This is a genomic window from Clostridium sp. YIM B02506 (assembly GCF_022324845.1).
GTDB lineage: Bacteria > Bacillota > Clostridia > Clostridiales > Clostridiaceae > Clostridium_T > Clostridium_T intestinale.
In genome coordinates this window covers 23,032-49,178 of sequence record NZ_JAKGTG010000035.1, presented here as the reverse complement: position 1 = coordinate 49,178, position 26,147 = coordinate 23,032, and the positions used below count along the sequence as shown (strand labels likewise).

Below are 26,147 nucleotides of genomic sequence, written 5' to 3'. Positions count from 1 at the left end.
TACGACACCTCCTATGATTTATTTGTTTTGCGATTGTCAGTCGCTTTCATTTTATCATAGGAGTTTTTTTCTGCTCAGAGCTACAGCCTTTTTGTCCACCGGCATAGCCGGAGGTTTTCTAGACAATAAAATGAGTACCCTTTACGGATACTCATTTGTTAAATTAAATCTTTAATTGTTGTATTTTCTAACTTTTCAGATATGTAATCTCTAATATCTCTAAAAACCTTAACTAGATTTTGATTTTGCTCAATTGGTGAATTTTCATAAAAATATTCACTTACTGATTCTACTGGAGCTAAGGCCCCATCCATAAGTCTTATAATTTCAGCTAATGTTATTTCTTCTGGTGCTTTTGAAAGTTTATATCCTCCACTTATTCCTCTAACTGCTCTTACGTACCCAGTACCTTTAAGTAAAGACAATATCTGTTCCAAATATCTTTTAGGTATATCATTTTCTTCTGATATTTCAGATGCATTTACAAGTTTAATATTGTAGTTTCTTCCTAAGTGAATTAATGCCAAACACGCATATTCACCTTTTCTAGATAGCTTCAAATTTATTACCTCTTATCATAAATTATTGTAAACTTAGTTTGTTTACAATAATTATATACTTATTCTTTAGATAGAATCAAGAGCTCTTTATTATATTAGCTTTTCTTCCCTTAAAGAAATAATTACATCCATTTGGAAGTTATACTTTTTTCCATATCCCCCCATAACCTTTATCCATAATAAACTTTCATTTTCACAAAGAACTGGATCCTCATTAATTAATTTTAGTCCTTTAATAGCATACTGCTTATTCATTTTGGACTTTGTATATTTACCCTTTTTTATTCCTTTTATTAAACCTTCTTCACATAACCCTAAAAAAATTCCTTTTGGACATTTTTTAGTTTGATTTACTGTTTTATTGCCAAAGATTTCAACAACTGCTTTTTCCCAAGCATCATCAGGAGAAATTTCAGGATTTTTTTGTATTAAATTTACGGCCTTAATAGCTGTTTGACCATACTTACCCAAATGCAAATACCTCCAATAGTAATATTACTATAATTTTAACAGTAACCTTGTCTAAATAAAAGGATTTATATAAACCTTACATTGCATGTATTATATTTCATATGATATATTAAAGGTAAATTATGCAGGGCTAATCAAAGGCTAAAATAGGGGGCAATATTATGAACATAGTTGAGAATTTTATGAAGCATTACACAGAAGAGTTTGATTTTTATAGAGAAGCATCTAGACTTTGCTCTCAAATATGTGAAACTAATATGGAGCAGATGGGTATCAGGGCTATTGTTACTAATCGTGCAAAAAAAATAGAAAGACTTAGAGATAAACTAGAAAAGAGAAACTTTCATAAAAACTATTCTTCCTTCGAAGATATTAATGAAGATATTGTAGATTTTTCTGGGGTTCGTATTGCGCTTTACTTCCCTGGAGACTTAAATAAAGTTCAACAATTTATAGAATCAAACTTTGAAATTAAGGAATTCAAATCTTTTCCTGAAGATATTGAAAATCCAGATCCTCAAAAACGTGACTATAAAAAGCGTTTCTCTGGTTATTGGGCTACTCACTACAGAGTTTATTTAAAAAGCAAAGATTTAACTGGTGATTTAAAAAAGTATTCCAATGCTCTTATAGAAATTCAAATCGCTTCTGCACTTATGCTTGCTTGGGCTGAAGTTGAACATGATTTAATCTATAAGCCTTTTAGCGGGAAATTATCTTATGAAGAATATCAAATTCTAGATGAACTTAATGGCCTTGTTCTAGCTGGTGAAATTGCTCTTGAACGTCTTCAAAAAGCAGTAAGAACAAGAGTAAGTGAAGCTGGGAAGGAATTTAATAATCATTATGAACTTGCTATGTTTCTCTACAACCAATTAGGATCTGTCAGTGAAGAAACTCAAAGAGAAATTGTTTTAGGACGTGTAGATTTATTATTTAATTGCTTAAAATCTTCTAATTTTAACAAACCAGAATATCTAAAAGAGTTTCTTGTTGGAATTAATTCAAATACCAAAACTCGCTCAATCGTTGATCAGATTATGGACAGAATTAGAGAACTTAACCCTAGTTTGTATGAAAGTTATTTAAATGTTAAACAAAATGAAGAACTAAAATATCAGATGGATACCCTTCAAATGAATCGTGAAAATGGCAATAGTCAAGGAGAAGCTAACACTTTAGCTAATATAGGCTATATATATAGCTCAAAAGAAAACTATGATGAAGCTATCAATTACTTTACTCAAGCTGTTCAGCTTAATAATGAAATTGGTAGTAGGCAGGGGGAAGCTAATCAGCTTCTAAACTTAGGAGCAACTTATAAGCTAAAAGGAGATTTAGAAAAAGCACTTAAATTTTCAAATGAATCTTTAAAAATACATATACAAATTTCTTATAAACAAGGTCAAGCTAATGCTCTTGGAAATATAGGAAACATACTATGTTCATATAATAATTTTAGCGATGCTTTAAAATATTACAACGATGCACTTGAAATATACAAAGAAACAGAATATAAACGTGGTATAGCTGTTCAACTTAATAATATTGCATCTGTATTTAAGAATCAAAATAATGTAAGTGAAGCATTAAACTATTATAACGAAGCTCTATATGTTTGTAGAGATAGTGACTATAAGCAAGTTGAAGCAGATACTCTTTATAACATAGGACAACTATATCAAAGCACAAACGATTTAGATACAGCTTTAAATTATTATAATGAAGCACTTAATCTTCAAGAAAGTACTGGAAGCCAAAAGTTAAAGGCCAATATTCTTATAAGTATAGGAGATCTTCTTTATAATAAATCTAATTGTTTAGAAGCCAGCAAATACTATGAAAATGCTCTAAAAATTTATAATCTGATAGAATTTGAATCTGGAGAAGAGATTGTTCTTGAAAAAATAAATAACTTAAATATAATTTAGTATTTTTTAATTAAGGTAGGCTGATTTTTCAAATATCCGCCTACCTTTTTTAAATTTATGCATACCATTATGTGATTTCTCACATAATAATGTGACTTTACCCATAATTATACTCAAATAAAATACTATTTATTATAATCTATTTAAAATAGTATTTTAAGGAGTTTTATGGATGGAAAGAAGAGCTTTTATTGGGTTTTCATTAACTGCAATCATTTTTATCTCACTGGGAATTTTTAATTCCTCTAGTTATTTTGATGAAAATGTACAAGCCATTGAATCCCTACAAATATCTGAAGAAAATGAAGAAAATTTACTATCTTCTAGAAAAAATGAGAACAATATTAATATACAAGAAGAAATGTCTTACATAAGAAAAGTAAGTGTACAAGAAGAAACTTCGTCATTAGAAAATTTAGAGAACAAAATTAAAGACTATCTAGGAAATGAACTTAATAATGTTGGACTTATATACTATGATTTAACTACTAACAAAAAAATATCTATAAATGGAGATGAACTTTTTACTGCTGCAAGTACATATAAGGTTGGAATGAATATTGTAGCCTATAACATGGTTAAAGAAGGATTTTTATCATTAAATGATAGTATAAAATATTCTAGTGGCTACTATGAGGAAGGAACTGGCATACTTCAAAGTCAAATAGATACTACTCTTAACTCTCCCATTTCAATTCAAAAGTTATTAGACTACGCCATAATATACTCAGACAATATAGCTACAAATATGATTACGGAAAAACTTGGAGGATTCGATTCAGTTAGGCAAGCAGTAAGTTACTTTACTGGAGTTAGTGAACCCACTGTCTCAGGTAATGTAATAACTCCTGAAACAGAATTTAGATTACTAAAAAACTTATATTCAAATAGATTTGATCAATACCATTCTCACTTAATTGAAGTTATGAAAAACACAGAATTTCATGATAGAATTGATAAATATTTACCCTACAACCTAGTAGCCCATAAAATTGGTAGCTATGATTCTTATATAAACGATGTTGGAATTATATTTACAGATAAACCCTACATATTAGTAATTTATACCAACGAATTAACTGACGCAACTGAAAAAATAGCTACCCTATCCAATATCATATATAGTGCTCAGCTTCAAAAATAAATCTCCTCAATAACAAAAGACCATGAATTTAACTTAAGGCTAAATTCATGGTTTTAATGTTTATTATTAATTTGAAAGTTTAAAGTTGCATTTCATTTAAGAAAAAAGCCATTTTATTGCATTAGGAAATCTCCTAACAAAAGCTTCTTCAGTATGACTTGCCCCTTCTTCTTTTATAAACTTTACATTTTGAGGATTTAAAGCCTTGGAGGATATCAGTCTATATCCTTCCTCAACATTTTCTGGCATAAATAATTGTATACTTTTTTTACCGCTTCCTTCTTTACTTCCCACATCCATATATATTCTTTGAGTGGAAACTTCTAAGTTTTCTCTACTCATAAATTCTAAAAACCTCTCATACCATAAAGATGGAGATATACATCCAAATTTATTAAAAACCTCTGGATATATATACGCCCCATATAGAGAAATTAATGCTCCTAAAGAAGCTCCTGCTATTGCTGTATTTTCTATTAAAGTGCTATACTTGTTATCAATATAAACCTTCAATTCATTAACAAGAAAATCTAAATATTCTTTTCCTTTCCCACCAAAATCATCAAATTTTTCAGCAAGTGGCTTACCATACCATGGTGTATACTCGTCATTTCTTTTATTACTAGTAACTCCAACAAGTATAATCTCTTTAAGTTCTCCATTTTTAAACATGACTTCAAGCTCTTCTATTGCTTTTTTAGGGCCGAATAAATAATCTCCATCTTGAACGTAAACTACTGGAAACCCTTGCTCTCCATTAGAATAAGATGGCGGTAGGTATATAAATAATTTTCTTTCTTTAAAAAATTCTTCAATTATTTCTCCATTCATATCTATGCTCCTTCTAAATCTATACTATCATACCCAAAGCAAACTGGGGAATTTATTTCCTCATCTATCATAACCCTAGCATCAATATTAAATACATTTTTTAAAATATGCTTGGTTATTATTTCTTTAGGTTCACCTGTAGCAATAATCTCCCCTTTTTTCATAGCAACAATATTATGAGAAAATCTAGATGCATGGTTAATATCATGTAAAACCATAACTATAGTGCATTTCTTTTCTCTATTTAACTCTTCTACGATTTTTAGTACTTCAAGTTGATGAGACATGTCTAAATAAGTTGTAGGTTCATCTAACAATAAAATTTCTGTTTCTTGAGCTAGAGCCATTGCAAGCCACACCTTCTGTCTTTGACCACCTGATAATGCTCCTATTTCACGTTCCCTAAACTCACTAATTTTAGTTATATTAATTGCCCAATCAATAACTTCCCTATCTTTATTCGTTAACTTACTCATCTTTTTACAATGAGGAAATCTCCCATAAGAAACTAATTCCTCAACTTTTAGTTCTGATGGTGCTATAGGATTCTGTGGAAGAAGTGCTAAACTTTTTGCAATCTGCTTTGTGTGCATTTTAGATATATTTTCATTCTTTAAATATACATTCCCTGAACTTGGTTTTATAATACGTCCCATTGTTTTCAGTAACGTTGATTTTCCACAACCATTAGGACCTATTATAGTAGTTATCTTACCTTCCTCTATTTCTAAATCAATATCTTTAAATACCCTAAAATTCTCATAGCAGGATTCTAGATCTTTAACTTTTAATATACTCATATAACACCCTCCATTAAGCTTTTGACTTTATTAATAGATATACAAAATAAGGAATCCCGATTATAGAAATGACAATCCCTACAGGTAATTCAACTGGAGAAAATATTGTTTTACCTATAAAGTCTGAAGCAATAAGTAAAAGCATTCCTACCAATCCCGATACAAAAATTACTCTATTATGATGAATTCCAACTAAGGTTTTAGCTATATGAGGTGCCAAAAGCCCAACAAATCCAATGCTTCCAGATACAGATACGCAAGCACTTACTATACCTATAGCTGCCAATAGAAGAACCCCTTTTTCTTTTTCAGTTGAAACTCCTAAACTTTTAACAGAGTCCTCTTCTAATTGAAAAAGATCTAATACAAAAGATTTACTTATAATAATAGGTACAAGAACTAAAAGCCAAGGAATTATTGATATTATATATTTCCAGTTAGCTCCCCATATACTTCCGTTAATCCACACTGCGGCCATTTCAAAATCTGCTGCATCCATTTTTAAGGATATAAACAACGATAATGCTCCCAACCCTGAACTTATTGCTATCCCTACTAAAATCAATCTTTGAGTATCTAACCTTCCATTTTTCCATGCAAAAAGATAAATTAATAGTGCAGAGCCTAATCCACCTATAAGTCCAAATAAGGGCATAGATAATATAGAAATCAATCCCGCTCCCTTAAGTTTTCCATTAAATAAGAATATAAATAATACTATTGTTAAACTGGCTCCTGAGTTAATACCTAATATTCCAGGATCAGCAAGTCCATTTTTAGTAATTCCTTGAATTACAGTTCCTGCAATACCTAGCCCAAATCCCACTAGAGCCGCAACTATTATTCTTGGTAACCTAAATTCAAATATTACTAAATCTTTATCTGGAGTTGGATTTATCCTAAATAAAGTTTCTAATATATCTCTCACAGAAAGATCATACGTTCCATTAGTAAGACTTACATATACTGCTAAAAAAATTAAAATAATACTTACTATTAAAACTGTACTATATCTTCTTAACGAATCCTTGTTCATTTTTTGCCTCCTTTTGTCCTAGCCAAATATAAAAAGAAAGGCACTCCTATAAATGATGTAACAACGCCTATTGGCGTTTCAAAAGGATAATTTATAAATCTACTTATTATGTCTGAAAAAGCTAATAATATAGCTCCCATTACACCTGAACAAGGTACTATCCATCTATAATCACTGCCAACAAAAAATCTTACGATATGAGGAATAATAAGCCCCACAAAAGCAATCTTACCAGCTAATGCTACAGATATTCCAGTTAATATAACTACTGTCCCCATTGCTACTATTTTGATCAATTTTGTATTTTGTCCAAGACTTATAGATATTTCTTCTCCTAAAGATAAAATAGTTATTGATTTTGAAATAATTAATGAAGTTATTATTCCTATAATAGCAAAGGGAATTATTATTTTTATTTTATCTGGGGTTATTTGATGAAGCTTAGCATTATACCAAAAGCTTATGTTTTGTGATACCTGAAAGTATGTAGATAAAGCAGCAGAAATACTACTTAAAAAACTTCCTGTTATTGTTCCTATTATAGCTAGCCTAACAGGAGACATTCCATTTGGTGTTAAAGATGCTAGTCCAAATACTAAACCCACTCCTATTGCAGATCCTACAAAAGAGTAAAAAATCATATTAAGAGATGATGTATCTGGAAAAAATATCATACATATTGTAATTGCAAAAACTGACCCATCTGATACTCCCATAATAGAAGGGGATGCAAGATAATTCCTTGTCATCCCCTGCATTATTGCACCTGATATAGCTAAAAAAGCTCCAATTAGTAGTGCACCTATAACCCTAGGTATTCGAGAGTACATTATGATTTGATGATTTACATTCTCCCTATCAAAGTTTAAAAAAGCATCTCTTATTACATTTATATTAATATCTTTTGCTCCATAAATAACTGATAATACTATAGCCAATATTATTACTATTGGTGATAATAACAAAATTATAATTGGAATCGGCCTATTTTTTGCCATAATGTGCTCTCACTCCTATTTATTTAGATAACTTTGAAACTGCTGCCTTTAGGAACTCAGTTTTACTCCAAGCAGTTCCTCCTTGTGCTAAAGGATCAACTACATTTACAAATACCTTACCATTTTTTACAGCGTTAAGATTTTTCCAAATAGGATTACTTTCTAATTCTTCTAAAGCTTTAGGTTTGTCTGCATTTTCATCTTCAGAAAATTGAAGGAAAATATAATCTGGGTTAAGTTCTGAAAGCTTTTCTAAAGAAATATTTTCTTGAGCTTTTGCTGCTGCAACTGGTTCTGGTACTTCTAATCCTAAATCACTATAAAGTACTGTATTAAAGAATATGTTTGCTGGATAAATAGCTATGTTGCCCGCTCTTATTCTAGCTGCTAATACCTTTTTTCCTTTTAAACTATTAGCCAACTTTTCCTTTGATTCGCTTGCATCTTTTTTATAGTTAGCTATAATTTCCTTCGCTTTATCTTCTTTTCCACTTAGTTGTCCCATTAAAATAAGATTTGCTTCCCAATCAGTAGCTATATGTGATACTGGTACAGTTGGAGCAATTTTATTAAGTTTTTCTAATGTTTCTTCTGGGAACTTACTTGAACCTAATATTAAATCAGGTTTTAATGATAATATAGTTTCAACATTAGGTTGAGTTTTCTCTCCTATAGCTTTGGAATCTCCAGTGATTGTTTTAAACATATCTGGGAAACTTCCTCCTACAGTCATTGCCCCCATAGGCTTAACCCCAAGTAAAAGTGCATCTTCAAGAGATTCTAAACTTCCTGTTATAACTAATTTCGCATCAGATCCTGGAACTGTATATTCCTTGTCTTTATATGTTAACTTTATCTCTTTATTTTCAGATTCTTTCGGAGTTTTTTGAGCTGCTCCCTTGTTACTACAACCTGTCACCCCCAAAACTGTTAATGTTGCTAAAGTTAATGCTAGTAATTTCTTTTTCATTTTATTTCTCCCCTCTGCAATTGATAATAATTATCATTCTGTGTAAATTATATCAGCAGGCCAGAATATAAAAAATAGATAAATATTAAAATTATAATGGATTATTCTTAAATCTCTTCTTTAATTCACTTGGAGAAATATTCTTATGTTTTTTAAATAATCGGCTAAAATAATATGGATCTGAATATCCAACTTTCTCAGAAACAGCATTAACACTATATTTGTTTGTAGCTAATAATTTTTCTGCAATTTTCATTCTGTGTTCAATCAAATAATTAATCGGTCTAATACCTGTATATTTATTAAAAATATATGAAAATTTATCTTCCTTTAACTTATATCTGTTAGACAGATCCTCTAAATTAATACTATACATATAGTTATTATGTATATAATCAACAGCATCCTCTACTACCCATTGATTTTCTGAATTAAGGACATCCCTGTTACTTACTAGAACTTCATATATAATAGAATAAAAAAGTTTTTTCACCTTAAATTCTGGTATTATTCCCGGAGTTCTATAAGTTTTTAGCATCTCATGTAATAGCTCTTTTATTTGTGAAATATCCCCTATATCAAGAATATAAGTTTTATCTATTGTTTTCGAATCTTCTTGAGTTGGATTATTAAGTTTATAATATATCTCATAATACCCCCAGGGCAAATTCCCAAGAACACATTTATCTAAAACTTCATTTGATCCACAATGCATCACTTTTCCTGCTTTTAATTCATATTCCACTCCTCCTATAGCAAAATTAGCCTTGCCTGTTATTGGAAATACAAAAGAACACCAATCTGTATATATGCCTCTAGCGCAACTTCCTGGTTCCCTTACAAACCAATGAACATCGGTTATAGAAAAAGACACCTCAGTAAATCTTTCAACTAGTTTTTTAAAATCCATTAAATCTACCTCCATTACCTCTAATATATTATAGAGAAAATAGTTCTCATTTTCAATTCAACTATAAAATATAAATTTTATAGTTTCTAAAATCAATAGCTTTAGTATAAAATATATCTATAAAAGTATTATTTCTTAATACTTACTTCTATAATGAAGTTCAAATTTAATAATACTTAGGAGGTAATCGGTGAAATTTGCACAATATAAATTACTCTTTTCTATAATAATTTTAGTTTTAATAGTACTTCTAGTTATTGTTTACAATAAAAAACTTGTTATATCTAATATTACTTATAAAAACAGTAACATCCCTTCATCTTTTGATGGATATAAAATACTTCAAATCTCTGATTTACACAACGCAGAGTTTGGTAAAAATCAAAAAACTTTAATAGAAAAAACAAAAGAAATTGATCCTGATGTAATATTCATTACAGGTGATTTAATAGATTCGTATAATACTAACATAGATATTTCAATGAAATACATCGATGGCATAACAGACATAGCTCCAATATATTTTATTCCAGGTAACCATGAGAGCCGTATTGAGTCTTACAATGAGTTATGCGCTAGACTTACTTCATCTGGAGTTAAAATATTAAATAACAAAAATGTTTTTATTCAAAAAGATAGTTCTTCTATTGGTCTGATTGGGCTTGATGATCCCGCATTTATTCAAACATCAAATCAAGATGAATTATTTAAAAAATTATTAGTTGACTTATCAAAGGATATGGATTCAAATTTTAAAATACTATTATCTCATCGTCCAGAAAAATTAGTAGATTATAAAGATGCAAAAGTGGATTTAGTTTTCTCCGGTCATGCTCATGGTGGACAGTTTAGAATTCCTTTTGTAGGTGGATTACTTGCTCCAAACCAAGGATTTTTCCCTAAATATACAAGTGGTATTTATAAAGATGAGAATACTTCTATGATTGTGAGTAGAGGGCTTGGAAATAGTATTTTCCCCTTTAGAATTAATAATTCTCCTGAATTAGTGGTAGTAACTTTAGAAAAATAAAAGAAGCTATTATTTCAAATTAACACTTGAAATAATAGCTTAAATTTTAATGATTAGTCATTTTATCTTTTTATTTTTGGGAAATAAGTAGTGTGAAGTAATTCATGAGCTTTTGCACTTAATGGGTGATCTAGATATTTTTCATAAAGCGCTTTTACTTCTGGATTTTCTTTTGATACTCTAAGAGTTTTTTGTCTATCTATATTATTTAATCCTTCAGCTCTTAACTCTAATCCTTGTTGTCTATTTTTCTTTATCTTAGGCTGACCGCCTCCACCTACGCATCCACCTATACAAGCCATTATTTCTATGGCATGGAAGAATTCTTCACCTGATCTTATCTTATCTAACATCTTAGCGGCTTCTCTAAGTCCATGGGCAACACCAATTCTTAGTTTTATACCCTCAACATCTAACTCGCAGATTCTAAATCCATCCCAGCCTCTAAGCTTTTCAAATTCCACATTCTCAAGTTTATTTCCAGTTATATTCTCTACAGCAGTTCTTACAGTTGATTCAATAACTCCACCTGTTCTACCGAAGATTATTCCACCACCTGTATATTCTCCCATAACTGAGTCTATTTCTTCATCCTCAAGTTCCTTTAAGTTTATTCCTGAGTTCTCAAATATTCTTATAAGTTCTCTAGTAGTTATAACATAATCAACGTCATAATTACCATCTACAGAAAATTCTGCTCTTGATGCTTCATATTTTTTTGCAATACATGGCATAATTGCAACTGATGTTACTTCTTCTCTTGAAAGACCTTTTTCTTTTGCCCAAACTTCTTTTGCAATTGTAGCAAACATCTGCATTGGAGATTTAGCCGATGATGGTACTTCAAGCATATCTGCATAGTTTTCCTCTATAAATTTAATCCATGAAGGGCAACATGAAGTAAGTATAGGAAGTTTGACATTAGTATCCCCAGCTAAATGTCCTTCTAATCTTTCTTGGAACTCAGCAGCTTCTTCCATTATTGTTAAGTCAGCTCCCCAAGTTGTATCAAATACATAATCAACACCAAGTTTTCTTAAACCTGCTGCAAGTTTCTTTTCAACATTTTCTCCTGACTCAAAGCCAAATGCTTCTCCTATAGCAACTCTAATAGCTGGCGCCATTTGTGTAATCACTACCTTATTTGGTGTAGCTAAATCTCTTATAAACTTTAATGTGTTGTCTCCTGTTTTTATAGCATCTACAGGGCAAGCTGATACACAAGCTCCACAGTGTGTACATCTATTATAGTCTATGTAATGTTGCTTTCTTACCTCTCCATTTATACAATCAACCGGACATGCTCTTTTACATGCTCCACATCCAATACATTTTGGAGTTATTGTTAGTTTTATTAAATGGTTACATTGAGCTGTATAACATTTGTTTTCTTCTATATGCTCTTCAATTTCATGGTAGAAAGTAGTAATTATATCTTCCATTGAATTATGCTTTTGTTTCATTTTACCTTTTACTATTTGTGCTAAGTTTCTTAGATGATAAACGTCTCTCATATTAGATACGCCTTTACTTATTCTATCTAAAGTCTTAAGCATATTAGTTATTTCATCTACTACTATCTCATAGTTTTTATAGGATCCTTCTTTCACCTTAGCTAACAAATATTCAATATAGAACATTTGATATTGAATTATACAATCTTCTTCTGATAAAACTATTATAGTTTTATCAATATTCTCATAAAATAAATCAAAATCAAATTCTTTATCTAAACTTGATTCTGTTAGAAATCCTCCAAAAGGAAGTCCAATTTGGGCAGCTTTAAAATTGCTTTTGTTTATTATTCCACCACATAACTCTATTATATCTTGAAGAGTAGCTCCTTCTGGAATATCTATAATTCCTGGGTTATTTATTTTTCCACAGATAGCTATCTTTCTATTTTTTCCTCTTAATTCTTTTAACTGATCTTCACTAAAAACTGTAAAAACTGAACCTAGGGCGCTTTGTATTAATTCTGTTCTATTGTTTGCCATAAAATCACTCCTTAATCTTCTTGAGCTATCTTAAACTTAACTTATAAACATTTGAATACAAATTAAATTCTTTGATATATTACCTTTGTTAAAGTTAGTTATCTTTCTGTGGAATTTAGGTAAACCCTATTTATATATTATCAAAATAAATGCTAATTTCAAACCTAAACTTTTATTCAAGCCCTATTATCTTTTTCATTGTTTCTTTATCCATAGCACCAGGAACATACCCTTTTATATTTCCATCCTTATCTATAATGAAGGTTGTAGGTAGTGCACTAATATTATAGCTATTCATTACCCTTCCTCCATTATCAAAAAGCACGGGGAAACTATAACCATTATCCTTTAAAAACTTTATAATATCTTCTGTAGAACCTTCATTTCCTAAACTAGGAGCAGCTACCCCTAATATTACTACTTCATTTTTGTTTTCTCCATATTCTTTATATACAGATTCTATATTCGGCATTTCTTCTCTACAAGGTGGACACCAAGTGCCCCAAAAATTCAAGAAAACTGTTTTTCCCTTATAAGATTTCAAATCATGAATCTTTCCATATTGATCAATCAAAGTAAAATTAGGAGCTTGAACTTCTTCATCTTCCGCATCTTTGGTGATGTTCTCATTAATACTTGTAGAGTTACTAATCTTCCCCTTCTGTTCTTCAAATAAACTGTTACTACCTCTAAAGAACATGATAAATCCGACTATTAAAAGTATTACCCCTCCAAGCTTTTTTATATCATTTATTCTTAGTTTTACTTTATCAATATACACAAATAACTTATTATAGAAAATAGCTATTAATAAAAATGGTAAAGTAAATCCTAAAGAGTATATTAATATTACAATACCACTGAATAAGGTACTATCTGATTGCGCAGTTAAAAATAACACCGATGCAAGCATTGGACCTATACATGGTGTCCACCCAAAACTAAAAAAGAATCCTAGCAGAAAAGCAGTATAGAAATTCATAGTTTTATGGTTTATATTAAACCTTTTTTCTCTATACAAAAATGGTATTTTAAGATATCCCATATAAAATATCCCTAAAAAAATAATTATTACTCCCCCTAGGATTTCAACTAAGTATTTATTAGTTATAAATATATTGCTTAATTTATTTATAGAAAAACCTAATATAAAAAATGTTGATGATATTCCTAATATAAAAAATAGAGTGTTTTTTAACAATATAGAATTTTTGAATTTAAAATTTCTGTTTAAGCTATCTACACTGCTATTAGAAAGCATTCCTATGTATACTGGAAGTATTGGTAACACGCAAGGAGAAAACAAAGATATTACTCCTTCTAAAAATACTAATACCAAATTAAGTTTATCCATCCACTTCCTCCTTAATGTATTTAAAATAAAATACCAAATGTAATAATATCATAATTATTGCCATTTTTCTACTAATGTTCTTTTAAAAAGAAAAGACTTTTAGAATTATACTAAAAATCTTTTTACCATTTCTTTAATAAATCAGCAGCTCTTCTTTTTATCCTTAATCATGATTACAATTAAAATTGTTGCCATAATTACAATTACAGCTAGTCCTATTACAGGATTCACTTTATTAATTAAGTTCGAAACTATACTATCACTTAAAATCATTTTTGTAGCTGTATATACTAATAATCCTGCGCAAAGATATATAACAGCCTGGCATTTGTTCATTAATTTTGATACAGCCTCACTTCCAAAAAATATAATAGGCATACACGCTATTGTTCCAAATATTATAAGCGTCATTTCTTGCCTACTGATTACTCCACTGTCAGCCATGGTAATAGAAGTAATTGCAAGTACATTATCTAGACTCATACTAATATCTGAGATAATTATTGAAAATAAAGCCTTCATAAACCCCTCATTATCATCTTTATCAGAATCAGAAGTGCTTTTCTCATGGTTAAACATATTAATAGTAACTAATATAAGTATTATTCCGCCAACTAAGTTTAGATGGAGCCATTTCAAATTAAATAAAACACCTATTATAGCCACAAAAAAAATTCTAAAAATTAGGGCTAAAATAACTCCTATCATACTTACTAATTTTGCTTTATGTACCGGCAAGTTTTTTACCGAAAGTGATATAATAGCTACATTGTCTCCTGATAAAACCAAGTTTATAAATACAATTTGAATCATCTTAGCAAAAAGTTCTGATGTTGTGTACATCTAAGCCCCCTAATATTAAAATTAATAACTATATATTTATATTTCAAAAATCCAAACAATATTTATATTAAGTAAAAAAGTTTAGAAAAGTTTTAAAGTTCCTTTATATCTAATTTAACTTCTTCTCCAGTTGTCATTTTCTTTATTATTAGTTCATTATTTTTAACCTCATCTTCTCCAACCAATATTACATTCTCAAAACCAAGTTTATTTGCATAGTTCATTTTTTTCTTTAATGTTGAATTCTCTAAATATATAGAATAATCCAATTCTTTTTCCTCTAATCTTTTTATTATTAATCCGCAATATTCTAAGGTATCTCCTATAGGCAAAATTAAATATTTAAATTTATTTGGAATTTTATAATTATCTATAAACCCTATTTCTTGAAGTATAAAAAACAATCTAGTAAGTCCAATTGACATACCTACGCCCGGTAGTATATTATCAGTATAATTCTCAGCTAAATTATCATATCTCCCTCCTGAACATATAGATCCATAGCTCTCATTTCCCTCAAGTATTGTTTCAAATACTGTTCCTGTATAATAGTCAAGTCCTCTTATAATCTTTAAATTTATTTCGTACTCATTTTCTTTAACTCCAAAAACTTTAAGCATTGACTTCACTTCTTTAAGATTTTCTATACCTTTTTTGAAATCTTCATTGTTTATAGTCAATTTTTCTAAATCTTCTAATCCCATATCTAATATAGATTCAATAAATTTACTTTTTTCTTCCCCAACTAAGCTATTTAATTCATCTATAAAAACCTCCTTTCCTATCTTGTCATACTTATCTATTAAAATCATAACTTCTTTACTATTTTCAATAGATAGCTCAGTTAACAAACCTTTCAAAATCTTTCTATTGCTTATTTGAATCTTATATCCACTTAATCCAATGGCTTTAAAAGACTTAGATACTAGATTTATAATCCACGCATCATTTTTTATACTTAGCTCATCTTTTCCTATAATATCTACATCGCATTGATAAAACTCTCTATATCTGCCTTTTTGATTTCTTTCCCCTCTATAAACCTTACCTACTTGATATCTCTTAAATGGAAAAACCAGTTCATTATAATATTGTGCAGCATACCTTGCAAATGGCACAGTTAAATCAAAACGTAGTGCTAAATTATTTTTCCCTTTTGAGAAGCTGTATACTTGTTTTTCTGTTTCTCCTCCAGATTTAGCTAATAAAACTTCTGCTTTTTCTATTATGGGAGTATCCATAGGAAGGCATCCATTTTTCTCATAAACATTAGTGATTTTCTCTAAAATATTATTAAACTTTTCCTGCTCTTTTGGCAAAAGCTCCATAAATCCTGATAATATACTTGGTTTAATTTTTGTTTTCATGTTTAACTCTCCTTTTAATATATTTTTATATAACAAAAAGCCATGCAGGCAAAATCCCACATGGCTTAACAAATTATGATTACACTTAATTCATCATCACCTAGAGGATACAAGCCTACATTAATAGACTTGTATCTACGTCTAAGCAGATCAAGTCTCTAGGTATGATGATGTAAATTTTTTAAAGAAAGTGTTTTCATAATATTCCTCCAAAGTTTTATTGTATTTATAATATATTATTCATTAAAATTTTTCAAGCCCAAAATCAAGCTTCTATTGTTTAGCTTGAATTATTTCTCCCCAATTATATAAAGACTCGATAATTGGCCTTATTGACATACCAAACTCTGTTAACTCATACTCAACTCTAGGTGGAACCTCAGCATATACTGTTCGTTTAACTATACCATCACTTTCTAGTTCTCTAAGTTGAAGAGTAAGCATTCTATGGGTTATCTTAGGCATTTCTCTCCTAAGTTCATTAAATCTTCTTTTTCCATAAAGTAATCTATAAATTATTATACCCTTCCATTTTCCACCTATTATATTTAAACTTGTTTCAACAGGACAGATTCTTTTGCCACAGCTTTCACTTATTTCACTTTTTAGAAATTCACTCATATTATCACCTCAAAATTTTTCTCATAGTATAAAAAGTATACTTAAGTACCATTTTGTATATTATATATAAAAAATGTGCATTCTTCAATATATAAATTTATAGGTTTATAATCATATTATACTAATTGATATACGGAAGGTGGACTTAAACATGACAATTCAAAAAGAAGAAATATTAAATGCATTTAGGTTTAGACATGCTTGTAAGGAATTTGATTCAAGCAAAAAAATTTCTGAAGATGATTTTAACTTTATACTTGAAACTGGCAGACTTTCTCCAAGTTCTTTTGGCTTTGAACCTTGGAAGTTCTTAGTTTTACAAAATGAAGTTATAAGAGAAAAACTTAGAGAAGTAACCTGGGGTGCTCAAAAACAACTACCTACAGCCAGCCATTTTGTAATTATTTTAGCAAGAAAGCAATCTGAAATGATTTATAACTCAGCTTATATATTAAATTTTATGAATGACGTTCAACATTTACCTAAAGATGTAATGGAAGGTAAAAAGAAAACTTTTGAAAACTTCCAAAGGAATGATTTTAAACTTTTAGAAAGCGATAGAAACTTATTTGATTGGTCATCAAAACAAACATATATAACCTTAGGAAACATGATGACTTCAGCCGCTGAAATTGGAATAGATTCCTGCCCCATAGAAGGTTTTGATATTGAGAAAGTAGAAACTATACTAGAAAAAGAAGGGATTCTTGATAGAGAAAAATTTGGAGTTTCAGTTATGGTAGCCTTTGGTTATAGAAAAAATGAACCAAGAGAAAAAACAAGAGGTTCTATAAGTAAATTAACTGAGTGGATTATATAATATTTACTATAAGGGAACATTTAAATGTTCCCTTATATCATTTTAAGCCTTTTACCCTCTTCTACAGCTGAAACCCTGTTACTAACCTGAAGTTTACCATATATATTTATTATATGAGTCTTAACTGTTGAAATTGAGATAAACAAATTTTCTCCTATTTCTTTATTAGTAGATCCTTTTGCAATCTCTTTAAGAACATCTATCTCACGCTGACTTAAAATAATATCATCTTTAGTTCTAATAATATTAATGATTTCTTCGTAGTGAAGCTTTTCCTTATTTGTAAGTTCGCTAATTATATTAAATCTTCCTTCTGTAGTAAGTCTATTAACTATATCTTTTTCGAAAAAATAAGGTTGAAGAATTTTATTTTCATAACTGTAATGTAATGCTTCTATAAATAGGTTTTTGACTTCTCTATTTTTTTCCAAATCCTCTATGATAATACTTATCTTAAGCAAAGATCCTTGAACCATCTTAAGTTTAATTTTTCTTTTTCTAGAATATCTTAAAACCTCATTAACTAACTCTAGAGCTTCTTCTTTCTTGCCTTTTTTAAAAAGAATTGATCCATACAAAAGCTTGCTATCTAAACTTTTTCTCTCCTCTTGTTGTTTTTCATATCCACTTATAAAATCTTTTATTATTTCATTCTCAAATTTATATATATATTTAAGAAGTGGGGATATAAATACATAATTCTTGTAGGACTCTAGTTTAATAAGTTCTTCTAGTATTTTAATAGCTTCTTCTGTTTCTCCTATAATAAACTTATACTCACATAGATTATACCTATATCCCCTGTTCATTGTTACAGCTTCATTTGGCATATACTTGTAAGCTTCAGATAATGATATTTTTGCTTTTTCTAATTCCATTCTTTTTAAATACATTCCAGTAATACCTATATAAAAGCTTACAGTAAGCATAGGCAACTTTTTATAGGTTAAAATCATCTCTTTCATTCCCTCATATAATTCAAAGGTTTTATTGATTTCTCCCATATCCTCTAAAACCTGCGATTTAACACTAAAAGAGAAAAATTGAATATAGAAATTGTCTTTGGTTATTGAGTAGTTATCAATTTTTTCAAGAAAATCTAATGCTTCATTGTACTTAGATTGAACATATAAAAAAGATGCTTCTTTTAATAATAGGTATGCTTTTGTAGAATCTTTTAGCTTAAGTTTATCAATCTCAGCTAGAGGCATTACTTCAATCTCGTTTAATTTAAAATTATCTTCTATAAACATATTAGAAAACTTAAAGGCTTCTAATATAGGGCTAGTATGCATATTTCTAATAATTAAATCGTATAGTTCACTACCTTTATCAACTTCTAAATTAGCATAATAATAGAAAAAACTTTGATAGGCAAAATCAGGATTTTTTATAATGAACTCTTTAGGGATTCTCTCTATGTAGGAAAATAGATTTAAACTCCTAGAGTGTTCCAAAATAGTTTCCATTGCCTCTTCATAATCCCCTGCAAGCAAAAGATGATTAATAGCCTCACTATAATCTCCTAAGTCTTTAAATACACTTGAAGCCCTTATATGAGCTTTTATCTTTTTATCTCTATCTAGTTTTTCTTCTAAGTATTCTCTTAATATATTATGATATCTATATATTTCAAACTCTTCATTAACGCAACTTATTAAAGTATTTCTATTTACTAAGCTATAAAGTATACCTTTAAAATCAAACTGAGGGATAAACCTTTTGCATATATCTTCATTAAAATATGAAAGTATTGAAGTTTCTAATAAAAACTCTTTTTCTTCTTCACTAAAAAACTCATATATTTCTTTGTTTATATATTCTTCTATAACTCTATTTTTGAAATTAAGCTTAAATATTTCTTTTTCACTTTTTATATTGGCTGATGAAGCAATTAACTGCAATCCTCCAATCCAGCCTTCTGAGAGCTCATATATATAGTTCAATATATCTTCTTTAAAATCTAGTTTTAGAGTATCTTTTAAAAAGCTAATTCCTAAAGTTCTACTTAGATTTAACTCATTATCTTCAATAGATAGAAGTCTTCCTTCCATACTTATTGCCCCTAAATATATATCTGGAGACTCTCTTGTTATTATTATTAAATGTACATTTAAAGAAAGATTTTTTATGAAAAAGTTTATTGTTTCAATTAAAAATTTTTCCTTAATATAATAGAAGTCCTCAAGTACTATATAAATATCTTCATTTATATCTAAAAGATTTAATATAGCTACTAGAAACATTTGAAGATTGTCTTTTTGCATATTAGAATCATAAATAGCTTTAATTTCATCCTTATCTCTTCCTAAAACATCTCCTAAAGCCTCTAACATGTAGTTCCAAAATGAAAAAACATTATTAGAACTTTCATCAAGAGATATCCATTTAGCATTAAGATCCTTCTTCTTTATAAACGAACTTACAAGGGTGGTCTTTCCAGTACCAGCTCCACCCTTAATTAAAACAACCTTATACTCATCTATTTTTTCGAGTTTTAAAAACAAATCCTCTCTTATTATATAACCTTTCCTTGGTTCCGGTACTTTAAGCCTTGTATATATTAATAATGGTGTATCTTTCATATCATCACCTAAAATTTTAATTTACTTTAATATTATTTTACTTTACTCGCTCCTTAGTACATAGTCTTTTTTTATTTTTATTATGGAAATAAGGAAAAATGCTAACGAGATTATTATTACATATAATATTTGAGGTAGTGAATTTAATATATCCTTCCCCTCTTCTAGAGCCTTAACAAAATTTAAAAACTCTTTCTGAGGAAAAATTAATAATATTTTTTGAAGAACTTTATTTCCATTCTCAAAAGAATAAAAACTTCCAGATAAGATTGTTGTTAAAAGTACACTAGCTGAACCTATCATATTAGCATTATCAGCACCTTTTATAAATGCATTCATAAATAGAGAAAAACTTGTTCCTAAGGCACCTAAAAGCATTAATACTCCTAAATACTGTGTTAAACTAAAACCTATATTTACTTTAAAGAAAATATTTATAATAGTTAAAGTTAAAAATGTAGGTACAACTATAAAAGATATATTAAAAATGCAGTGAGCTAATATATATTTAAAAAAGGATAGAGGCGATACAGCTATTCTTTCAATCTGCTTTAATTCAATTTCTTCTGCTAAGGTAAACATAAATAAAATACTTTGGAGCAGAATAAAAACCATTAAAAAGCCTATTATATTTGTACCTACCCCTCTATTACTTTCAATTTCTATCTCTTTAGAATCAGGATTATCCATAACGTTTTTAAGCATTTGTTTATATTCAGTATTTTTTATAGTATATATTTCATATTCCCCAGCTCCATTATCTATTACTGTTCCATCATATCTACCTAAAGCCAGTTCATATTTCTCTGGTTCTCTCTCCAAGCTAACAAAATTAAAATATTCAGACTTAATTACTTTTTCTTTATCATTTGTTACAAAAGCAATATTTCCTTTAGTCTGAAATTTTGATGTCATATATACTGCTGCTACTATTGAAAGTATAGTCATTATTAAGTAAATGATACTATAATATTTTTTGCTTTTTAGTCTAAAGTAATTATTTTTTAGAATGTTAATCATATATATTCCTCCGGCTTATAAAATTTTCCACATAAAGCTCCTGCTATTATTGATGAAATTATTAGTATTCCTATAGTCATCATATAATCTGAAAAGTTTCTATCATAAATTATTTTAAATATACTTATCATCATCCATTTTACTGGAGATATATAACTTAATTTCTCTAAAGCCTTTCCCATGCTATCAACTTTAAAAAATAACCCTCCAAGTAAAGCTAGTATATTTACAACAATACTTAATATTTGATTTGCTATATTTTCACTTTTAAAAATACAACAAAACAACACTCCAATAACTGAAGCAAATATCTCAGCAAAAATAAGTATTATAATTATAAAAATAATATTTTTTCCTCCATAATTAACTTTCATAAAAAGCTCTAATAAAATCATTACTGAAATATGGCATAAAGACGCAAATGCAGAGGTTGCTAAAATTTTAGATAAATATATATAACTTTTAGGTAATGGTGAATATATTAATCTCATATTTCCTTTCTTAATTCTTTCTTCCATGAAACCATTAGCACTTAAAGTTGCAGTGTTTAATATTATATAAAGTATCATAGCTACTCCATAATAATCATAAGAAGACACTTCATTTCCATAAGCTCCACTATTTAAGAAACCCAAAATCAAAATAAGCATTAAGGGGAAAACTGTATCATAAAACACCCACATAGGATTAAATAACATGTTTAAGAAATCTCTCTTTAAAATCTGTAAAAATTTATACATTACGTCCTCCTAATCTCTTAAGGTTTTCCCTGTAAGATTTAAAAATACTGTTTCTAAACTTGGTACCTCTGTTGTTAGATTATTGATTTTAATAGAGTCATTTATTAAAATTGAAATTATTTTATCCAAATTTTCAACTCCAGTTAAACTTATAATTTCAATTTTTTTCTCCTTTATAGTAGCTTCTTTAATCCCCTCAACATCGTAGAATTTCTCTAAATTAACTTTACTTGTATCATCAACTTCTATAATTATTTTTTTGAAATTCACTACATTTTCCTTAAGCTTCTCCTTTGTTCCTGAAGCTATTATCTCACCTTTATCCATTACAATTATCCTTGTTGATATTTCTTCAACTTCCTCCATGTAATGAGTTGTATATATAATAGTCATCCCTCTTTCTCTCATTTTTTTTACAGAATCTAAAATATGATTCCTGGATTGAGGATCTATTCCAACTGTAGGTTCGTCCATTATTAAGAGTTCTGGATTATGAGCTATAGCGCATGCTATATTAAGCCTTCTTTTCATTCCACCTGAAAATGTACGCACCTTATCTTTAGCTCTTTCACTTAATCCAGCAAACTCCAAGGCCTCTTTCGTTTTTTCATCTAACGCCTTCCCCTTTAATCCATACAGAGATGCAAAAAATCTAAGATTTTGTTCTGCGCTTATATCCTCATATAAAGCTATATCTTGTGGTACTACTCCTAATTTCCCTTTAAACTCTTTATCATTTTTCTTAATTTTCCTGCCACTATAAAATAAGTTTCCTAACTCATAACCCAAAACCCCTGTAAGAACGTTTATAGTTGTACTTTTTCCTGCACCATTAGGGCCTAATATACAAAGTATTTCTCCTTTTAAAACTTCAAAAGAAATATTTTTTATAACCTTATTATTTTTATAACTTTTTTCTAAACCTTTTACTTCGAATATCTTATTCATGTATTAATCACCTTCCTTAATATTCATTTTATCTTTTAAGGCAAAAAATAAAATCAACCTTTCGGTTGATTTTAAAGGTTGATTAATTAAATTTATATTTTCCATATTTCTTTTTAAAACAAAACTCTAACTTGCTTCTTTAAGATTAACTAAATCATGCATCCATTTTCCACCTTTTAAATGTATAACACAAAGAAGGCACTTTATTATATCCTCAATAATAACCATAAGAGCTACCATCTCCACCGTAAAATTAAAAACAATAGCTCCAATAAAAGATAGTGGTAGAGCTACAGCCCACATTGCAAAAGCTTCTGCTTTTAATGCAAATTTTGCATCTCCACTTCCTCTGAATATTCCAGCTATTAAAACTATTCCTAAGGATCTTATAGGGAAAATAGCTCCATATATTATTAGAATATTCCTTGTGGAATTCCTCACTTCACTAGAAACATTAAACAACTCTAAAATTACAGGTGAAAATATAATTAGTAAAATACCTAAAATCCCACCTATTATAAATGATAATATAGAGAATTTCTTAGCATATTCTATGGCTTTTTCTCTCTTTTTCTTACCTATTTCATGTCCTATCATAACCAAAGAAGAACTTGCAATTCCTATACAAAATATCATAAACAAGTTTTGAATGGTGTTTGATATTTGAACGGAAGCTATAGCTTTAGTTCCAACCTTCCCATAAGCAACTGTATAAAGAACAATTCCTAAAGCCCAAATTCCATCATTTAATATTACAGGAGTAACAGACTTATATACTTTTTTAGTAAAACTAAAATCAAAATCTAAAAACTCCTTTATTTTTCCTCTAAGTGGCGAAGTATGTTTAAAGCTAAAATAAATAATTATTATCATCTCAGCTAGTCTTGCAATAAGAGTTGCTAATGCTGCCCCTCTTACCCCCATATAAGGAAATCCTATTTTACCAAATATAAGTATATAATTTAAAATCCCATTTATAAGTAATGCCATAGCACTTACAACCATAGGAATCTTTGAATTTCCTATACTTTTTAATGCACCTGTAAATAATATAGTTACTCCAGTAATCACGTAACTTAATACTACTATTCTAAGGTAACCTTCACTAAAACCTATTACCGTTATATCTTTTGTGAATATTCTAAGTATAAGACCTGGAATAATTAATGCACTTAATGTAAAAATAAGACCTACCACCATAACACTTAGAAATTCTAATCCTATAGACTTCTTTATATCTCTTATATTCTTGCTTCCCCAATACTGTGAAATGAATATACTAAAACCTGTAGTTATACCTATAATTATTAAATTATATAAAAAGAAGTATTGATTTGCTATTCCAACTGCCGCAATCTCACTTTCTCCTAACGCACCAACCATCACAGTATCTAGCATATTTATAGACGACACTATAAAGTTTTGTATTATCATAGGTATAGCTAGAATAAATAACTTTTTATAAAACTCTTTATCACTAAAAAGTCTACTTATATTAATCCTCATTGATTTTATCCCCCTGTTTTTATGTACTAATATATATTAGCATAAAAAACAGGTGGCTGTTAGTCCACCTGTAGTTATTTATCTTATTCTGTCTCTAGTTATTAGTTAAATCGTCTCCATTAGTAGCTATCACCTTTTTATACCAATCAAAAGATTTCTTTTTAGATCTTTCTAAAGTTCCATTTCCTTCATTGTCCTTATCAACATAGATAAATCCATAACGTTTCTTCATTTCTCCTGTAGTGAAGGAAACTAAATCTATACATCCCCATGGAGTATATCCCATTAAATCTACTCCATCTATATTTATAGCCTTATCCATTTCTTCAATATGAGCTCTTAAATAATCTATTCTATAATCATCATTTACAGTTCCATCTTCTTCTTTTACATCTATAGCTCCAAATCCATTTTCAACTATAAATAGAGGAAGTTCGTATCTCTCATAAAGCATATTTAAAGAATAACGAAGTCCTACTGGATCTATCTGCCATCCCCAATCAGAAGCTTTTACATGTGGATTTTTAACACTAGCACTTGAACCTACTACTGAATTTTCATCTAAAGTATCGACGCCTGATTTAACAGCATCAGACATATAATAGCTAAATCCAATATAATCTACTTTTCCTTCTTCTAATATCTTTTTATCTTCTGGTTCCATCTTTATGTTGTAACCTTTTCTTTCCCATTCCTTTAATGCATAGGAAGAATAATGACCTCTACAATGTACATCTGCAAAGAAATAACGATCATGCATAGATTCAACTGATAACATCATGTCATCTGGATTACATGAATACGGATAAATTGGGACGAATGATACCATACATCCTATTTTTAGTTCTGGATTAATCTCATGACCTATTTTAACAGCTAAGGCACTAGCTACTAATTCATGATGAACTGCTTGATACATAACTTCTTCTCTGTTTTCTCCCTCTTCAAAAAGAACTCCTGAACAAGTCCAAGCAAATATTCCATTAGCAACATTTTTTTGATTATTTATTTCATTAAAAGTCATCCAATACTTAACTTTATCCTTATATCTAGTAAATACAGCCTTTGAGAATCTTACAAAACAGTCAATAACTTCTCTACTTCTCCATCCGCCATATTTTTTTGCAAGTCCATAAGGCATTTCAAAATGAGATAAAGTTATTACAGGTTCTATACCATGTTTATGTAATTCATCAAACATATCATCATAAAACTTTAAGCCTTCTTCATTTGGCTCTAATTCATCTCCATTTGGAAAAATTCTTGACCAGGCAATAGATGTTCTAAAGCATTTAAATCCCATCTCTCCAAATAGTGCTATGTCCTCTTTATATCTACTATAAAAATCTATAGCTTCATGGTTTGGGTAGTTATTACCTGGAATTACCCCTTCTGTAATTACTCTTGGCACTCCATGGGCTCCTGCTGTCATAACATCAGCAACACTTGGTCCTTTTCCTCCCTTATTCCATCCACCTTCTAATTGATGTGCAGCAACCGCTCCACCCCACAAAAATTCTTTTGGAAAACTCATTTTTATTTCCTCCTTCATCATCTTCTCAAATATTATTATACATAATAATTAACTTTTTTATTTTATCAAATGAAGAAAAATATTATTTTCAGAATATGAAAAGACAAGTTTTTAAATCCTATAAATTTAAA

Annotated in this window: 23 protein-coding genes; 4 read left to right on the top strand and 19 right to left on the bottom strand. The window is 29.1% G+C overall.

Annotated elements, in window-relative coordinates; translation table 11 throughout:
• Positions 1-158: 158 nt before the first annotated feature.
• A complete protein-coding gene (locus tag L1S49_RS19815) occupies positions 159-560 on the bottom strand; it encodes an Rrf2 family transcriptional regulator (RefSeq protein ID WP_021801507.1) in 402 nt (133 codons plus the stop codon).
• 90 nt (positions 561-650) lie between these two features.
• On the bottom strand, positions 651-1,031 hold the full coding sequence (locus tag L1S49_RS19810; RefSeq protein WP_073019622.1) for a hypothetical protein: 381 nt from the start codon (positions 1,029-1,031) through the stop codon (positions 651-653).
• A gap of 161 nt (positions 1,032-1,192) precedes the next feature.
• Here L1S49_RS19810 and L1S49_RS19805 point away from each other — a divergent pair, with 161 nt between their 5' ends.
• Together L1S49_RS19805 and L1S49_RS19800 are read left to right on the top strand one after the other, a co-directional pair.
• Positions 1,193-2,962 carry a tetratricopeptide repeat protein gene (locus L1S49_RS19805; protein ID WP_238907094.1) on the top strand — a complete coding sequence of 590 codons (1,770 nt, stop codon included), beginning with the start codon at positions 1,193-1,195 and terminating at the stop codon, positions 2,960-2,962.
• Between the two features lie 172 nt (positions 2,963-3,134).
• Entirely contained in the window at positions 3,135-4,106 is a 972-nt protein-coding gene (locus L1S49_RS19800) for a serine hydrolase (RefSeq protein WP_238907093.1), read from the top strand.
• 96 nt (positions 4,107-4,202) lie between these two features.
• Here L1S49_RS19800 and L1S49_RS19795 read toward each other — a convergent pair whose 3' ends face one another.
• The 6 genes from L1S49_RS19795 to L1S49_RS19770 all read right to left on the bottom strand — a co-directional run bounded on the left by L1S49_RS19795 (position 4,203) and on the right by L1S49_RS19770 (position 9,651).
• A complete protein-coding gene (locus L1S49_RS19795; RefSeq protein ID WP_238907092.1) occupies positions 4,203-4,937 on the bottom strand; it encodes an alpha/beta hydrolase-fold protein in 735 nt (244 codons plus the stop codon).
• Positions 4,938-4,939: 2 nt separating this feature from the next.
• Positions 4,940-5,737: an ABC transporter ATP-binding protein gene (locus tag L1S49_RS19790; protein ID WP_238907091.1), complete on the bottom strand. Its 798-nt coding sequence runs from the start codon at positions 5,735-5,737 to the stop codon at positions 4,940-4,942.
• Between the two features lie 13 nt (positions 5,738-5,750).
• Positions 5,751-6,773 carry an iron ABC transporter permease gene (locus tag L1S49_RS19785; RefSeq protein ID WP_238907090.1) on the bottom strand — a complete coding sequence of 341 codons (1,023 nt, stop codon included), beginning with the start codon at positions 6,771-6,773 and terminating at the stop codon, positions 5,751-5,753.
• Positions 6,770-7,771, bottom strand: a complete 1,002-nt coding sequence (locus L1S49_RS19780) for an iron ABC transporter permease (protein WP_238907089.1) — start codon at positions 7,769-7,771, stop codon at positions 6,770-6,772. The genes L1S49_RS19785 and L1S49_RS19780 overlap by 4 nt, the downstream gene beginning before the upstream one ends.
• Positions 7,772-7,790: 19 nt before the next feature.
• Complete coding sequence (locus L1S49_RS19775) at positions 7,791-8,741, bottom strand: iron-hydroxamate ABC transporter substrate-binding protein (protein ID WP_238907088.1); 951 nt, start codon at positions 8,739-8,741, stop codon at positions 7,791-7,793.
• Positions 8,742-8,832: 91 nt separating this feature from the next.
• Positions 8,833-9,651: an AraC family transcriptional regulator gene (locus L1S49_RS19770; protein ID WP_238907087.1), complete on the bottom strand. Its 819-nt coding sequence runs from the start codon at positions 9,649-9,651 to the stop codon at positions 8,833-8,835.
• Positions 9,652-9,841: 190 nt separating this feature from the next.
• Between L1S49_RS19770 and L1S49_RS19765 the strand changes: the two genes are divergently transcribed.
• Entirely contained in the window at positions 9,842-10,681 is an 840-nt protein-coding gene (locus L1S49_RS19765) for a metallophosphoesterase (protein ID WP_238907086.1), read from the top strand.
• 62 nt (positions 10,682-10,743) lie between these two features.
• Here L1S49_RS19765 and L1S49_RS19760 read toward each other — a convergent pair whose 3' ends face one another.
• From L1S49_RS19760 to L1S49_RS19740, 5 genes are all read right to left on the bottom strand, one after another.
• Positions 10,744-12,678, bottom strand: coding sequence for a [FeFe] hydrogenase, group A (locus tag L1S49_RS19760; RefSeq protein ID WP_238907085.1), 1,935 nt, complete (start codon positions 12,676-12,678; stop codon positions 10,744-10,746).
• A gap of 172 nt (positions 12,679-12,850) precedes the next feature.
• Positions 12,851-14,032, bottom strand: a complete 1,182-nt coding sequence (locus L1S49_RS19755; RefSeq protein ID WP_238907084.1) for a cytochrome c biogenesis protein/redoxin — start codon at positions 14,030-14,032, stop codon at positions 12,851-12,853.
• 141 nt (positions 14,033-14,173) lie between these two features.
• The gene (locus tag L1S49_RS19750) at positions 14,174-14,875 is read right to left on the bottom strand and encodes a YjbE family putative metal transport protein (RefSeq protein ID WP_238907083.1); all 702 of its coding nucleotides are present in this window, start codon (positions 14,873-14,875) and stop codon (positions 14,174-14,176) included.
• Positions 14,876-14,967: 92 nt separating this feature from the next.
• A complete protein-coding gene (gene hisS / locus L1S49_RS19745; RefSeq protein ID WP_238907082.1) occupies positions 14,968-16,242 on the bottom strand; it encodes a histidine--tRNA ligase in 1,275 nt (424 codons plus the stop codon).
• 273 nt (positions 16,243-16,515) lie between these two features.
• On the bottom strand, positions 16,516-16,863 hold the full coding sequence (locus L1S49_RS19740) for a helix-turn-helix domain-containing protein (RefSeq protein ID WP_238907081.1): 348 nt from the start codon (positions 16,861-16,863) through the stop codon (positions 16,516-16,518).
• Positions 16,864-17,014: 151 nt separating this feature from the next.
• On the opposite strand from L1S49_RS19740, the gene L1S49_RS19735 reads away from it, so the two are divergent.
• Complete coding sequence (locus L1S49_RS19735; RefSeq protein ID WP_238907080.1) at positions 17,015-17,683, top strand: NAD(P)H-dependent oxidoreductase; 669 nt, start codon at positions 17,015-17,017, stop codon at positions 17,681-17,683.
• A 32-nt stretch (positions 17,684-17,715) separates the two neighbouring features.
• Here L1S49_RS19735 and L1S49_RS23310 read toward each other — a convergent pair whose 3' ends face one another.
• The 6 genes from L1S49_RS23310 to L1S49_RS19705 form a co-directional block, all read right to left on the bottom strand.
• A complete protein-coding gene (locus L1S49_RS23310; RefSeq protein WP_275299643.1) occupies positions 17,716-20,268 on the bottom strand; it encodes a LuxR C-terminal-related transcriptional regulator in 2,553 nt (850 codons plus the stop codon).
• A gap of 42 nt (positions 20,269-20,310) precedes the next feature.
• Complete coding sequence (locus L1S49_RS19725; protein ID WP_238907079.1) at positions 20,311-21,288, bottom strand: ABC transporter permease; 978 nt, start codon at positions 21,286-21,288, stop codon at positions 20,311-20,313.
• A complete protein-coding gene (locus L1S49_RS19720; RefSeq protein ID WP_238907078.1) occupies positions 21,285-22,028 on the bottom strand; it encodes an ABC transporter permease in 744 nt (247 codons plus the stop codon). The genes L1S49_RS19725 and L1S49_RS19720 overlap by 4 nt, the downstream gene beginning before the upstream one ends.
• A gap of 9 nt (positions 22,029-22,037) precedes the next feature.
• Positions 22,038-22,976, bottom strand: coding sequence for an ABC transporter ATP-binding protein (locus L1S49_RS19715; RefSeq protein ID WP_238907077.1), 939 nt, complete (start codon positions 22,974-22,976; stop codon positions 22,038-22,040).
• 126 nt (positions 22,977-23,102) lie between these two features.
• The gene (locus L1S49_RS19710; RefSeq protein WP_238907076.1) at positions 23,103-24,482 is read right to left on the bottom strand and encodes an MATE family efflux transporter; all 1,380 of its coding nucleotides are present in this window, start codon (positions 24,480-24,482) and stop codon (positions 23,103-23,105) included.
• A gap of 94 nt (positions 24,483-24,576) precedes the next feature.
• Positions 24,577-26,016, bottom strand: a complete 1,440-nt coding sequence (locus L1S49_RS19705) for a 6-phospho-beta-glucosidase (protein ID WP_238907075.1) — start codon at positions 26,014-26,016, stop codon at positions 24,577-24,579.
• Positions 26,017-26,147: the final 131 nt, after the last annotated feature.

What these genes read in the sequence shown, in the direction of transcription:
- L1S49_RS19805 (WP_238907094.1), top strand. Translation starts at nt 1,193, where the DNA reads ATGAACATAGTTGAGAATTTTATGAAGCATTACACAGAAGAGTTTGAT.
- L1S49_RS19800 (WP_238907093.1), top strand. Translation starts at nt 3,135, where the DNA reads ATGGAAAGAAGAGCTTTTATTGGGTTTTCATTAACTGCAATCATTTTT.
- L1S49_RS19795 (WP_238907092.1), bottom strand. Translation starts at nt 4,937, where the DNA reads ATGAATGGAGAAATAATTGAAGAATTTTTTAAAGAAAGAAAATTATTT.
- L1S49_RS19790 (WP_238907091.1), bottom strand. Translation starts at nt 5,737, where the DNA reads ATGAGTATATTAAAAGTTAAAGATCTAGAATCCTGCTATGAGAATTTT.
- L1S49_RS19785 (WP_238907090.1), bottom strand. Translation starts at nt 6,773, where the DNA reads ATGAACAAGGATTCGTTAAGAAGATATAGTACAGTTTTAATAGTAAGT.
- L1S49_RS19780 (WP_238907089.1), bottom strand. Translation starts at nt 7,771, where the DNA reads ATGGCAAAAAATAGGCCGATTCCAATTATAATTTTGTTATTATCACCA.
- L1S49_RS19775 (WP_238907088.1), bottom strand. Translation starts at nt 8,741, where the DNA reads ATGAAAAAGAAATTACTAGCATTAACTTTAGCAACATTAACAGTTTTG.
- L1S49_RS19770 (WP_238907087.1), bottom strand. Translation starts at nt 9,651, where the DNA reads ATGGATTTTAAAAAACTAGTTGAAAGATTTACTGAGGTGTCTTTTTCT.
- L1S49_RS19760 (WP_238907085.1), bottom strand. Translation starts at nt 12,678, where the DNA reads ATGGCAAACAATAGAACAGAATTAATACAAAGCGCCCTAGGTTCAGTT.
- L1S49_RS19755 (WP_238907084.1), bottom strand. Translation starts at nt 14,032, where the DNA reads ATGGATAAACTTAATTTGGTATTAGTATTTTTAGAAGGAGTAATATCT.
- L1S49_RS19750 (WP_238907083.1), bottom strand. Translation starts at nt 14,875, where the DNA reads ATGTACACAACATCAGAACTTTTTGCTAAGATGATTCAAATTGTATTT.
- hisS (WP_238907082.1), bottom strand. Translation starts at nt 16,242, where the DNA reads ATGAAAACAAAAATTAAACCAAGTATATTATCAGGATTTATGGAGCTT.
- L1S49_RS19740 (WP_238907081.1), bottom strand. Translation starts at nt 16,863, where the DNA reads ATGAGTGAATTTCTAAAAAGTGAAATAAGTGAAAGCTGTGGCAAAAGA.
- L1S49_RS19735 (WP_238907080.1), top strand. Translation starts at nt 17,015, where the DNA reads ATGACAATTCAAAAAGAAGAAATATTAAATGCATTTAGGTTTAGACAT.
- L1S49_RS23310 (WP_275299643.1), bottom strand. Translation starts at nt 20,268, where the DNA reads ATGAAAGATACACCATTATTAATATATACAAGGCTTAAAGTACCGGAA.
- L1S49_RS19725 (WP_238907079.1), bottom strand. Translation starts at nt 21,288, where the DNA reads ATGATTAACATTCTAAAAAATAATTACTTTAGACTAAAAAGCAAAAAA.
- L1S49_RS19720 (WP_238907078.1), bottom strand. Translation starts at nt 22,028, where the DNA reads ATGTATAAATTTTTACAGATTTTAAAGAGAGATTTCTTAAACATGTTA.
- L1S49_RS19715 (WP_238907077.1), bottom strand. Translation starts at nt 22,976, where the DNA reads ATGAATAAGATATTCGAAGTAAAAGGTTTAGAAAAAAGTTATAAAAAT.
- L1S49_RS19710 (WP_238907076.1), bottom strand. Translation starts at nt 24,482, where the DNA reads ATGAGGATTAATATAAGTAGACTTTTTAGTGATAAAGAGTTTTATAAA.
- L1S49_RS19705 (WP_238907075.1), bottom strand. Translation starts at nt 26,016, where the DNA reads ATGAGTTTTCCAAAAGAATTTTTGTGGGGTGGAGCGGTTGCTGCACAT.